The sequence below is a fragment of the Variovorax sp. Soil_C_17 genome (genome assembly GCF_057657265.1).
In genome coordinates this window covers 640081-652371 of sequence record NZ_JBDGIT010000003.1, presented here as the reverse complement: position 1 = coordinate 652371, position 12291 = coordinate 640081, and the positions used below count along the sequence as shown (strand labels likewise).

11 protein-coding genes are annotated in these 12291 nt (G+C 67.7%); 6 read left to right on the top strand and 5 right to left on the bottom strand.

The annotated features are described in order from the left end of the window. Positions 1-8: 8 nt before the first annotated feature. Positions 9-1562 (bottom strand): leucine-rich repeat domain-containing protein, encoded by a 1554-nt coding sequence (locus AC3A6Y_RS18220; RefSeq protein ID WP_487869625.1) that lies wholly within the window; start codon positions 1560-1562, stop codon positions 9-11. 186 nt (positions 1563-1748) lie between these two features. Between AC3A6Y_RS18220 and AC3A6Y_RS18215 the strand changes: the two genes are divergently transcribed. From AC3A6Y_RS18215 to AC3A6Y_RS18195, 5 genes are all read left to right on the top strand, one after another. Next, positions 1749-2417 carry a GntR family transcriptional regulator gene (locus AC3A6Y_RS18215; RefSeq protein ID WP_487869624.1) on the top strand — a complete coding sequence of 223 codons (669 nt, stop codon included), beginning with the start codon at positions 1749-1751 and terminating at the stop codon, positions 2415-2417. Continuing rightward, positions 2414-3886 carry a malonyl-CoA decarboxylase gene (locus AC3A6Y_RS18210; RefSeq protein ID WP_487869623.1) on the top strand — a complete coding sequence of 491 codons (1473 nt, stop codon included), beginning with the start codon at positions 2414-2416 and terminating at the stop codon, positions 3884-3886. Before AC3A6Y_RS18215 ends, AC3A6Y_RS18210 begins: the two co-directional genes overlap by 4 nt. Positions 3887-3961: 75 nt before the next feature. Then, positions 3962-4954 (top strand): Bug family tripartite tricarboxylate transporter substrate binding protein, encoded by a 993-nt coding sequence (locus AC3A6Y_RS18205; RefSeq protein WP_487869622.1) that lies wholly within the window; start codon positions 3962-3964, stop codon positions 4952-4954. Beyond that, positions 4951-5709, top strand: a complete 759-nt coding sequence (locus tag AC3A6Y_RS18200; RefSeq protein ID WP_487869621.1) for an enoyl-CoA hydratase/isomerase family protein — start codon at positions 4951-4953, stop codon at positions 5707-5709. The genes AC3A6Y_RS18205 and AC3A6Y_RS18200 overlap by 4 nt, the downstream gene beginning before the upstream one ends. Before the next feature lie 15 nt (positions 5710-5724). Further along, entirely contained in the window at positions 5725-7275 is a 1551-nt protein-coding gene (locus AC3A6Y_RS18195; RefSeq protein ID WP_487869620.1) for a malonate--CoA ligase, read from the top strand. Positions 7276-7435: 160 nt separating this feature from the next. Here the strand turns inward: AC3A6Y_RS18195 and AC3A6Y_RS18190 are convergent, their stop codons facing one another. After that, positions 7436-8491: a phenylacetaldoxime dehydratase family protein gene (locus AC3A6Y_RS18190; protein ID WP_487869619.1), complete on the bottom strand. Its 1056-nt coding sequence runs from the start codon at positions 8489-8491 to the stop codon at positions 7436-7438. 16 nt (positions 8492-8507) lie between these two features. Beyond that, positions 8508-9557, bottom strand: a complete 1050-nt coding sequence (locus tag AC3A6Y_RS18185) for a carbon-nitrogen hydrolase family protein (RefSeq protein WP_487869618.1) — start codon at positions 9555-9557, stop codon at positions 8508-8510. Positions 9558-9726: 169 nt separating this feature from the next. Between AC3A6Y_RS18185 and AC3A6Y_RS18180 the strand changes: the two genes are divergently transcribed. Then, the gene (locus tag AC3A6Y_RS18180) at positions 9727-10683 is read left to right on the top strand and encodes an AraC-like ligand-binding domain-containing protein (RefSeq protein ID WP_487869617.1); all 957 of its coding nucleotides are present in this window, start codon (positions 9727-9729) and stop codon (positions 10681-10683) included. A gap of 18 nt (positions 10684-10701) precedes the next feature. Here AC3A6Y_RS18180 and AC3A6Y_RS18175 read toward each other — a convergent pair whose 3' ends face one another. Together AC3A6Y_RS18175 and AC3A6Y_RS18170 are read right to left on the bottom strand one after the other, a co-directional pair. Then, positions 10702-11127, bottom strand: coding sequence for a universal stress protein (locus AC3A6Y_RS18175; RefSeq protein ID WP_487869616.1), 426 nt, complete (start codon positions 11125-11127; stop codon positions 10702-10704). 102 nt (positions 11128-11229) lie between these two features. After that, positions 11230-12045 (bottom strand): sulfite exporter TauE/SafE family protein, encoded by an 816-nt coding sequence (locus tag AC3A6Y_RS18170; RefSeq protein WP_487869615.1) that lies wholly within the window; start codon positions 12043-12045, stop codon positions 11230-11232. Between the last annotated feature and the right edge of the window lie 246 nt (positions 12046-12291).

The window sequence follows — 12291 nt, the reverse complement described above, 5'->3', positions numbered from 1 at the left end:
ACGCACCTTTACTGGCGTTCAAGGGCTTCCAAGGCTTTCTTCTGAGCACTCTTGTCAAGAAGCGCCAAGACCCTGGCGTCCTTGCCATTCATTTCAAGAGCTATTTGAGCGGCATAGCGAGCGACGTCGACGGGAACATGGTTTGGATTGACGTTCCCCAAGTGGCCTAGGAATGCCTGCATGCCGCCTTCCGTGAGCGCGAGCATGCGCTTCGTCCAGTGCTCCTGATTGCGCGCGATACGCTTCATGAGGGCCTCATAGTTGGGATACCTGCGACTGAAGTCCTCTGCGTTCATCGTGTGGCGCTGTGTCTCCACGTGGCGAATCGACAGGGATCGTAGCGACTGGTTGTTCAGCATGGCTTCGGCCAAGGGAGCGCAAAGACGGTCGTCCATGGTCTGAAGCTGCAGGGAAGTCAGTGTCTTGTTGGACTCCAGCACGATGGCCAGTACGCGGGCGAACTCACCGTCCATGGCGGCCCGATCGAGGCTGAGGTGCTGTAGTTTGGGGTGGTTGACCAGCGCCATCAGCACCGGCGCCATCGACGCGGGGAACTGGTTGCGCGAGAGGTCGAGGCTGACGAGGCTTTTCAGACTGACAAGCATTGCCAGGTCGGTCGCACGGACAGTGGAGTCGCCGTCCGGCCAACAGCCTGCCAGCGATAGGCTGGTCAGCGTGCCTTTGTCCTCCAGCGCGTCCGTCAGACTCTTGCAGGCATTCGGGGTTAGCACGTTATCGGAAACATCCAGGTGTGTGAGCGTGTTGTGCTGCGCCAGGAATTCATTGGCATAGGAAGGCAAGGCTTCGCCGCCGGGGGAAGGGTGCAAATTTCTGAGTGCCAGCTTGTTGAGCTTGGCGTGCCCCTTGAGCGCCAGGGCGAGGCTGTCATGCTGTTCGCGCGTGAAACCCGTGTTTGAGCGTAGGTAGAGCTTGCGCAAGTGCGGTGAGGCCGCGAGGATCATCTTCAAGAGTGGAAAGGCTTCGTGCATATGACTGAGGCGCAGGTTCTCCAACTTCGGCAGCCGAGGGCAACCCGGCAGCCCAAGCGGCGAGTTCGCGCGTGCCACGTTGCATGAGATCAGGCGAAGCGAATTCAGTTCTGGCATTCGAGCCAGGAGCTCAAACAAGAGCGAGCAGCTCTGGGGGGCGAAGCACTGCCTGGACAGGGTCAACCGGCTGGCCCTCCAGTGGTCCGGCATGGCTTTGAGCAATGTCTGCAACGCAACTGTCAGGTCTTCCGAATTCCAGTCCGCGATCTCATCCTCGTTCGGTTCGACATGGAGTGACTGCAAGTGCTCCTGCCGCAGGATCTCGCTCAGCGCTACGACCTCTTCATGAAACATGCATGCGCAAATAAGTCGATTCATATCGGGCAGGTCCAGGGAGGCTTGTGGCTTGTCGACGACCTTGTCGATCAGCGAATTGAAGGTCTTGCCCCTCTTGGTGTGGGAGGTTTTAAGCATCAGGAGAAGGTTGTCCTTCCAGGTGCCGTTCCCTATTGAGGGCGGCAGTCCCCGAGGAGGGGGAGAGAACGGCGAAACGCCAAATGCAAATGGATTCATGACGGTTTTTCTGCTGCAAGTTGTGAGCGTAGACGTCCTCTGCAAATGCAGGAGACTCAGTGAGTGGCAGTTGGCTGCGCATGGTTCCAAGCACAAGTTCCGACGCGATTTCCAGACCGACCGCCCAACCATAATTTCGCGTAATTACCAATAATCACAAGCGCCCCGGCCTGCTACAACGGCACCATGCGCATCGTCCACAACTCCCTGCACGACGAGGTCGCCGCCACCCTGCGCGAGGAGATCTTCTCAGGCACCCTGGCGCCCGGCAGCTTCGTCGACGAAGCCGCGCTGTGCGAGCGCCTCTCGATCTCCCGCACGCCGTTGCGCGAGGCCCTCAAGGTGCTGACGGCCGAAGGCCTGATGCGCCACGAGCCGCGCCGCGGCTGCTTCGTGGCCGAGGTCACGCAGAAGGACCTGGACGAGATCTTCCCGGTAATCGCGCTGCTCGAAGGCCGTTGCGCGTGGGAGGCGGCGCGCAATGCCAGCGATGCCGAGCTGGCCGCGCTGGAAGCCCTGCACGACAAGCTGGCCCGCCACGCACGGGCCAAGCGCATCAACGAGTACTACGCCACCAACTACGCCATCCACGAGGCGATCATCATGCTGGCCGACAACCGCTGGCTCGCGCAGGTGATCGGCGATCTGCGCAAGATCCTCAAACTCGCACGCCTGCAGCAATTGCACGCACCGGGTAGGCTCGAGCAAAGCCTCTCGGAACACCTGGCCGTGTTTGCCGCGCTGAAGGCGCGCGACAGCGACGGCGCCGAGGCCGCGATGCGCACCCACCTGAACCGCCAGCGCGAGGCCCTGCGGGCCGTCGCCGCGCAACAGAAAGCGAAGTTGATTTCATGATCACCAATGCCTCCGACTGGATCACCCGCAACGTTTCCCGGCTGCGCCCCGGCGCCGACGCCGAGGGCAAGAAGGCCGCCGCAGCCCAGGCGCCCGCGGAGCCCAAGAGCAGGGGCATGGGGCCGCGCCCGCTGGCCGAGCGGCTGGAGGCCACGCTGCGCCGCAACGGCGAGGCGCTGGCACCGCGCGCGCTGCGCCGCGCGCTGGCCGAGCTGGAAGCGGTGACCGATCCGCGCATCAGCGAGGTCGAGGCCGGCCGCCGCGCCCATGCGGTGGTGCAGTGGTACGCCGGGCGCGAGCTCGACGAGCGACGCGACGTGTGGCTGCTGATGAGCGAGCGTTTCGCGCCCGACGTGAAGAAGGTCAGCACGGCGCGCGACCGCCACCAGGCTGCCATGGGCACGGCCGAGGAGGCCCAGGCCGAAGTTCACCTGCGCCGCGCGCTGCACTCGCCGCGGCTGCGCCTGCTCCAGCGCTTCGCCATCGAGCCGGAGGGCATGCGCTTCCTGGTCGACCTGCGCGCCCAGCTGCTGCCGCACCTCAAGGCCGACCGCCGCCTGCTGCCGCTCGATGCCGAGCTCGAGCACCTGTTCTCCACCTGGTTCGACGTCGCCTTCCTGGACCTGCGCCGCATCAGCTGGGACTCGCCGGCCTCGCTGATCGAGAAGCTGATCCAGTACGAGGCGGTGCACGACATCAAGAGCTGGGCCGACGTCAAGAACCGGCTCGACAGCGACCGCCGCTGCTACGGCTTCTTCCACCCGCGGCTGCCCAACACGCCGCTGATCTTCGTCGAGGTGGCGCTGGTGGACCGCATCAGCGAAGGCATCGTCCCGCTGCTCGACGAGGCGGCGGCGCCGGTCAAGGCCGACCGCGCCACCACGGCCGTCTTCTATTCGATCAGCAACACCCAGGAGGGACTGCGCGGCGTGAGCTTCGGCGATTCGCTGATCAAGCGCGTGGTGGAGACGCTGCAGCAGGAGCTGCCGCGCCTCAAGACCTTTGCCACGCTGTCGCCGATCCCGGGCTTTCGCGGCTGGTTCGCAAGGAACGCCGGCTCGCTGCTCTCGCGCCTGGACGAGAAGCGCCAGACCGAGCTGGGCCGCGTGGTCGGCTCGCTGCCGCCCACGGTCGAGCGCGTGCTCGCCGCGGCGGAGTCGCCGGGCGCGCTCGACGCGAAGTCGCCGGTGCGCCAGTTGCTGATGAGTGCGGCCGCCGAGTACCTCGGGCGCGCCACTGCCGAGGGCAAGCCGGTCGATCCGGTGGCGCGCTTCCACCTGGGCAACGGTGCCCGCGTGGAGCGCCTCAACTGGGCCGGCGATCCCTCGCCCAAGGGCCTGAAGCAGTCCTACGGACTCATGGTCAACTACCTCTACGATCTCAAGCGGCTCGACAAGCACCGCGCCCTGCTCGCGCAGGGCAAGGTGGCGGTTTCCGGCGACGTGGACGATCTCTTTCTCAAGGGTTGATCCCTGGAGGGGCCATGTGTGACGCGCCGTGGGCCCCGGCGCATTGGCAAACACTTACAACCTGGAGACACAGCAATGAGCTCAAGCTTTCAGCGGCGCGATGTCCTGCGCCTGGCCGCGGCCGGTGCCGCCGCCGCCACGCTCGGCGGGGCCGCGTACGCGCAATCGGCCTGGCCGGCCAAGCCGGTGACGCTGGTGGTGCCGTTCCCGGCCGGCGGCGGCACCGATGCCTTCGCTCGGCCGCTGTCGGCCCAGTTCTCGAAGGTCACCGGGCAGACGCTGGTGATCGACAACCGCGGCGGCGCCGGCGGCACGCTGGGCGCGAGCATCGCGGCCAAGGCGCAGCCCGACGGCTACACCCTCTTCATGGGCGCCGTACACCATGCCATCGCGCCCTCGGTCTATCCCAAGCTGGACTACGACATCGAGAAGGACTTCGTGCCGCTGATGCTGCTGGCCAGCGTGCCGCAGGTGGTGGTGATCAATTCCAAGCGCGTGTCGGCCACGACGCTGAAGGACTTCGTCGCAGAGGCGAAGAAAAACCCGGGCAAGCTCAACTACGCCTCGGCCGGCGCCGGCACCTCGCACCACCTGGCCGGCGAGCTCTTCAAGCTGCAGACCAACACCTTCATCACCCACATTCCCTACCGCGGCGCCGGGCCGGCCCTGCAGGACCTGATCGCCGGCAACGTCGACTGCATGTTCGACGGCCTGGGCTCCTCCGCCCAGCACATCAAGGCCGGCCGCATCAAGGCGCTGATGATGTCGGGCGGCAAGCGCAACCCTGCCTTCCCCGATGTGCCGAGCGCGTCCGAGGTCGGCCTGCCGGAGTACACCGTCACCACCTGGTATGGCCTGTGGGCGCCCAAGGGCACGCCGGCCGACGTGCAGGCCAGGATCGTGGAGGACATGAAGAAGGCGCTGGCCACCGAGGAGCTGAAGGCGATCTGGGCCAACAACGGCGCCGAGATCCCCAACCTCGCCACCACGGCCTACGGCGGCTTCGTGAGCTCCGAGATCAAGCGCTGGGCCAGCGTGGTCAAGGCCTCGGGCGCGAAGATCGAATGAGGCAGGGGGCCGTCAGGCTGGAGCGCACGGGCGCTGTCGCCTTCGTCACGCTCGCCAGTCCGGGCCGGCTCAATGCGATGTCGCGCGCGATGTGGCGCGCGCTGCGCGCCGTGTTCGACGACGAGCTGGCGCGCGACGCCTCCCTGCGCTGCGTGATCGTGCGCGGGGAAGCGGGCCAGTTCTGCGCCGGCGGCGACATCTCCGAGTACCCTTCGTTCCGCTTCGACGAAGCCTTGCTGCGCGAATTCCACGAGAACGAGGTCTGGGCCGCGCTGGCGGCGATGCAGGCCTGCGAGCTGCCGCTCGTCGCCCAGATCGAGGGCGCCTGCATGGGCGCGGGCCTGGAGATCGCGAGCTGCTGCGACATCCGCCTGGCCGGCCAGAGCGCGAAGTTCGGCGCGCCGATCGCGAAGCTGGGCTTCCCGATGGCGCCGAGGGAGGCGGCCCTGGTGCGCGGCGCCGTCGGCGACACGCTGGCGCGCGACATGCTGCTGGCCGCGAGCGTGCATGGCGCGCAACGCCTTTACGAAGCCGGCTTCCTGCTGGCCGTGCTGCCCGATGCCGAGGTCGCTGCGCGAGCCTTGGCCCACGCCGCACGCATCGCCGAACTGGCGCCCGGGGCCGCGCGCGCCAACAAGCGTACCCTGGCGGCGCCCGCCGAAAGCCTGCTCGCCACCGCCTACGATTACGCCGACTCGCCCGAGCACCGCGAGGGCATCGCCGCCTTCCTCGCCAAGCGCCCGCCCGCCTTCTGAACCTGTTCCGACGCCATGATCGATCCGACCAACGCCAATCTCTTCGCCGCCCTGCGTGCCGCCTTCCCCTCGGATCTGGACGCCATCGCGGTCGAGACCGACGACGGCCTGTACTACTCCTGGCGCGACCTGGACCGCGCCAGCGCAATGATCGCCAACCTCTTCGCTGCCCTGGGGCTGGAGGCGGGCGACCGCATCGCGGTGCAGGTCGAGAAGTCGGTCGAGGCCATGATGCTCTACCTCGCGACCCTGCGCGCCGGCTATGTGTTCCTGCCGCTCAACACCGCCTACCGCGAGGCCGAGATCGAGTATTTCATCGGCAACGCCGAGCCTGCCGTCGTGGTGTGCAGCAGCGCCAACGCGGACTGGGTCGCGCCCCTGGCCACCGCGGCCGGCACGCGGCGCGTGTTCACGCTCGACGACGACCGCAAGGGCACGCTGCTCGAGGCCGCAGCGCAATGCAGCGACCAGCACAAGGTGGCGCAGAAGAAGCCGGACGACCTGGCCGCCATCCTCTACACCAGCGGCACCACCGGCCGCAGCAAGGGCGCGATGCTCACGCACCGCAACCTGCAGTCCAACGCCGAGGTGCTGAAGGACTACTGGGGCTGGCGGCCGCGGGCCGACGTGCTGATCCATGCGCTGCCCATCTTCCATGTGCATGGCCTCTTCGTCGCCATCCACGGCGCGCTCATCAGCGGCAGCCAGATGATCTGGTTCAACCGCTTCGATCCGAAGCGCGTGGTGGCCCGGCTGCCCGATGCGACGGTGTTCATGGGCGTCCCCACGCTCTATGTGCGCATGCTGGCCGAGCCCACGCTCACGCGCGAGGCCTGCAACGGCATGCGCCTCTTCATCTCCGGCTCGGCGCCGCTGCTGCTGGAGACCTTCGAGGCCTGGCGCGAGCGCACCGGCCACACCATCCTGGAGCGCTACGGCATGAGCGAGACCGTGATGCTCACCTCCAATCCGTACAGCGCGGTGCAGGGCGAGCGGCGCGGCGGAACGGTGGGCTTTCCGCTGCCGGGCGTGCAGCTGCGCGTGCGCAACGATGCCGGCGAGCCGTGCCCCACCGGCGAGATCGGCCACATCCAGGTGGCGGGCCCCAATGTGTTCGCGGGCTACTGGCGCATGCCCCAAAAAACCAAGGAAGAGTTCACGCCCGACGGCTACTTCAAGACCGGCGACGTGGGCAAGGTCGACGGGCTGGGCTACGTCACCATCGTGGGCCGCAGCAAGGACCTGATCATCAGCGGCGGCTACAACGTCTACCCGGCAGAGATCGAGGGCTACATCAACGAGATGGCCGGCGTGGCCGAGAGCGCGCTGATCGGCGTGCCGCACCCCGACTTCGGCGAGGTCGGCGTCGCGATCGTCACGCCCAAGCCGGGAGCGTCGGTGGACGGCGAAGCCGTCATCGCCGAGCTCAAGGCCAAGCTGGCCAACTTCAAGATTCCCAAGCGCTGCTTCGTCGTGCCCGAGCTGCCGCGCAACACCATGGGCAAGGTGCAGAAGGCGCTGCTGCGGGAGCAGCACAAGGGGCTGTTCAAGAGCGCGAAGGCCTAGTCCACTGAATCACTGAAATCGGATCGGTGCTGTCCACCCGATACGGGCGCGCTGCGGCGTTGCAAATGCGCGCGATACCTGCGGGTATCGCTGCGCTTTGCGCCTTGCATCGCATCCCGTCTCGGGCGGCCCTCACCGCCCATTTCAATGATTCAGTGGACTAGGCGAGGCCGTTCAGCAGTCCCGTGCGCGGATGGCAGTTGATGTATTCGTAACGCTGCTCGTCCGTCTTCAGCACCGACACCTCGTGGTACACGCGCAGTTGCAGCTGGAAGTTCAGCGCTTGCACATAGCGCATGAAGCCGCCGAAGATCGCCACGTGCGTCGGATGCGACTCGGCCCAGCGCTCCATGTCGGCGAGCGAGCGCCAGAAGCTCAGGCCGAAGGACTTCTCGAGCGGTGCGCCGGCCGCATCGAGGTGACGCATGTAGCGGTTGCTGTAGCAGCCGATGCTCAGGCCCTGGTCACGCAGGAAATCCATGCCCTCGCGCAGCACCGGCTCCATCTCGTCGACATAGAGCGTGCGCTCCTGGCCGCGCGTGTCGGCCCATTCCTGGCCGGAGCGGATCATCGCGAGATGCTCGTGCCCGGCCACGTGCACGCGCCGGCCCGGCTGCGCGGCCTGCGCAACCAGGGTGCGCGCGCCCGAAGGCGCCATCGCGTCGGTCTGCGAAAGCGGGATGCGGTCGCGCATCGACCCCCAGTAGGCATGCTCCTGGATGTCGCCGCTCACGCCGCCCATCACGACGCCGACGCCCTCGGGCCGATCGGGCGTGTTGAACAGCGTCTCGTAGTGCGCGAGCCGCGGCGAGACGATTTCGCGGAAGTAGCCCAGGCCCTCGTCCAGCCGCTGGTCGGATCGCCACCACGCGTCGACCTCGGGCGTGGCGCACCAGCGCGCGAACGGTGCGGGATCGTTCCAGTAGGCGATGGCGATCATGTTGTCGAAGCCGTCCGCGTCGACGAAGTGCGCGAGGTCATGGTGCCCGGGCCCGTCGGCCAGGCCGAAGCTGCGCGCGATGCGCGCCAGCGCGGCGCAGGCCCGGCCCTGCATCTCGGCGCCGCGCGACTGCACGCCGAAATAGCCCATGACCACCTGCGACACCGCGCCGGCAGCGCGCGACGACCATGCGGGGTAGGGCGGCACGTAGTCGTCCTCGATGCGGCGATGCCGCGTGCGCGGGCATTTCAGGTGCTCGGCGATGGCGGATTCCATGGCGCGGTCTCCCGGCTCAGGCGGCCAGCGGCAGCTGCGCGCCGGCGGCCGCGGGCTCGGGCTTGGCCACCACCGCCTCGAAGGCGCCGGCCTCCGCGTCGGTCTGCCGCTGGAACACGACCGGCTCCCGGCGCGTCTTGTTGAGCAGCAGCCGCGTGACGTCGGGCCGCGCATAGTGGCCGCTCGGATCGCCGGCGGCCTTGGCCAGCGAGATCATGCCGAGGTCGATGTCGGCCACGACCAGTCCTTCCTGGTCCTCGGCCAGCGGCGTGCCGAGCGGCGCGCCGTCGGGGCCGTAGATGCGCGCGAAGCCGCCGCCCACGCGCAGCATCTGCTGCTTGCCCGCATCGGTGCACAGCATCTCGCTCATGGCCGCAGAGACGGTGGCGCAGGGCGCGATCACGAAGCACTGGCCTTCGGCTGCATACACCTGGCTGGCCGCGTTGTTGACCTCGGCGCCGAGCGCGTAGGCCGCGCCGCGGTACAGCGAGAAGCTGGGCCAGGCGGCACAGTGGATCTGCTCGTTCTGTGCGTACATGGCGTACTTGCTGAGCGGCTGCAGGTGTTCCCAGCACGAGAGCGAGCCGATGTTGCCGATCGCCGTCTCGCACACCGTGAGGTCCGAGCCGTCGCCTTCGCCGAAGACCGTGCGCTCCACGTGCGTGGGCTTGAGCTTGCGGCGCGTCTGCACGGTCTTGCCCTGGTCGTCGATCAGCGCCTGCGCGATGTAGAGGCTGCCTGCTGCCTTCTCGCTGTAGCCGAGCGAGACCCAGACCTTGTGCTTGCGTGCGGCCTCGCGCACGCGGTCGAACTCGGGCGAGCCGACGATCAGCGAGTTGTCGTGGTAGCGCTGCACGAACTGCATGCCCCAGGCCGGCGAATCGAGCCAGATCCACCACGGATAGCCCGGCGCCCAGGTCTCGGGAAAGGCGAGCAGTTGCACCCCCTGGGCCGCCGCCTGGGCGATCAGGTCGACGGTCTTGTCGAGGGTGCCGTCGAGGTCGAGGAACACGGGCGCGGCCTGAACGGCGGCGACGCGGAGGCGGGGATGGGTCTTGCTGGCCATGGTGGGCTCCAAAGGGTGGAAGGAAGAGGCCCCGCCGGCAGCGCGCGCATCGGGTTAGCGCTGTGGCATGCGGGTTGCTTGAAGCGTAAGTTCGACCCCGCCATTCATCTTGTCCCGGTCTCGCGGCGTTCTTGTCCCTGCGTTGCGCGCCGCCTTCGGGAGGACCTCCATGACACAGCTGCTCAGCACCGATGCCGTTCCCCGCGACCAGCGGCTCGCCTACTGGACAGACATGATCTGCAACGTCTACGTGCAGCTCGGATGCGATCCGGTGCGCGCGGGCCCGCCGGGCGACTTCACCGGCAGCATCCGCCGCCACACGCTGCCCAGCCTCGACGTGTCGGTGGTGAATTCGGGTGCGCAGAGCGTGATGCGCACGCCCGGCCACATTGCGCGCTCGACCGACGCCTACTTCCTGGTCGGCATCCAGACCGCAGGCCGGGGCGTGGTGCGCCAGGACGGGCGCGACGCCGTGCTCTCGGTCGGCGACTTCGCGCTCTACGACAGCACGCGGCCCTACCAGCTGCTGTTCGACGATGCCTTCGAGCAGATCGTGCTCAAGCTGCCGGGCGAGCGCCTGCGCAGCGAACTGCGCGACACCGAGGCGCTGACGGCCACCACCGTGTCGGGGCGCGAGGGCGCGGGCCATCTGCTGATCAGCATGATCCGCACGCTGCGCGAGGACATCGATGCGCTGCAGCCCGCGTCGGCGCTGGCCGTCGCCAATGGCGTGCTCAACATCCTCGTGGCCGGGCTGCAGACGCTGCCCGCGGCCCGCTCGCCGGGGCTGAGCCAGCTCGCGGCCTTCCACCTCGCACGCATCAAGCGCTGCATCGACGAGCAATTGGCCGACCCGGCGCTGTCGGTCAGCAGCCTGGCGGCGCAGCTCGGCCTGTCGGCGAGCCAGATTCATCGCGTGTTCGGGAGCGAGCCGATGACGCCCGCGCAGTACATCTGGGAGCGCCGGCTGGAGGCCTGCAGCCGCGACCTGCGCGAGCCGCGCCTGGCCGGCCGCACGGTCAGCGAGATCGCCTTCGGCCGCGGCTTCAACGACGCGGCGCATTTCAGCCGCGTCTTTCGCGAGCGCTTCGGATGTTCGCCGCGCGAATGGCGGCTGCGGCACTAGCCCCGCCCGGGCGGGCGGCTACTGCACCAGAAGCACCGAGATGTCCGTCTCCGAGACGACCTTGGTCGCCACCGAACCCATGAGCGCGCGGCCGAGGATGCCGTGGCCATGGGTGCCCATCACGATCAGCTTGGCGCCGGACTCGGCGGCGGCCTTCAGGATCTCCTCGGCGGCGTGGCCGTGGCGGCCCTGCGTGCTGAAGGCCGTGATGCCCTGCTTCTCGAAGAAGGCCTTGACGGGCTCGAGAACCTTGGCGTTCTCTTCGCTGTAGTAGTCCGTCACCACCTCGCGGCTCAGGTGGCGCGCCACGTGGCCGGGCACGCCGGTGCACACGTGCACCATGACCAGCTCATTGCCTTCGACGAACATGGCGCGATGGGCAACCAGGTAGTCGAGCGCCTTCTGGGTGTGGGGACTGCCGTCGACGGCGACCAGGATCTTCATGCACTGCCTCTCGTTTGCTTGGCCTGCGGCCAGGCGCCGCATGACAGGGTTATACGGCGCGGCGCCGCGTGCGTACAGAGAAGCCGAGCGGATGCAGGGATTTCAGCCCCGCAGGCCCTTCCACAGCATGTAGGCTGCCAGCACGTACAGGATGCTCGCGAACACGCGCTTGAGCTTCGACACGGGCAGGCTGTGCGCGGCCTTGGCGCCGAGGGGTGCGATGAAGAAGCTGCACACCGCGATCACGACCAGCGCCGGCAGCCAGATGTAGCCCACCGAGCCCTCCGGCAGGCCCTGCACCGCCTGGCCGCTCGCCACGTAGCCGGCCACGTTGGCCACCGCGATCGGAAAGCCCAGGGCGGCGCTGGTTGCCACGGCGTTGTGGATGGCGATGTTGCACCAGGTCATGAAGGGCACGCTGATGAAGCCGCCGCCCGCGCCCACCAGGCCCGAGATGAAGCCGATGACGCCGCCGGCCGCGAGCTGGCCGCCGGTGCCCGGCATCTGGCGCGTGGGCTTGGGCTTCTTGTCGAGGAACATCTGCGTGGCCGAGAAGCCGACGAAGAGCGCGAAGAAGACCGCCAGCGCCTGGCCCTTGAGCAGCGCGAACACCCCCAGGCTGCCCACCAGGCTGCCGATCACGATGCCCGGCGCGAGCCGCCGGGCGATGTCCCAGCGCACGGCGCCGCGCTTGTGGTGCGCGCGCACGCTCGAGATCGAGGTGAAGATGATGGTGGCCATCGAGGTCGCGATCGCCATCTTGACCGCCAGGTCGGCCGGTACCCCCCGGTGGCCGAGGATGATGGTGATGAAGGGCACCATCAGCATGCCGCCGCCGATCCCCAGCAGGCCGGCGAGGAAGCCGGTGCCGACGCCGAGCGCGGCGAGTTCGGCAACCAGCAGGGGAGCGATCGTCATCGGAGAGGTCTTGGTGTTCTTAAAAAAACCACGGCCCCGATAACGGGGCCGTGGCCGTCGATAAAAGGTGTCTGCGAGTGGGGCCGGACTCGCATCCTGAACCGGGGTTCAGGTGGGCGAGGGCAGCAAGGCTTCGGGTTCATCTGACGCGAGATGATCACACCCACCGAGCGATATACCAAGCCCTGCTCCGTAGAGCATTGGAACAAGGACATATAGAGCCCGACGCACACCGCAGACGAAGCG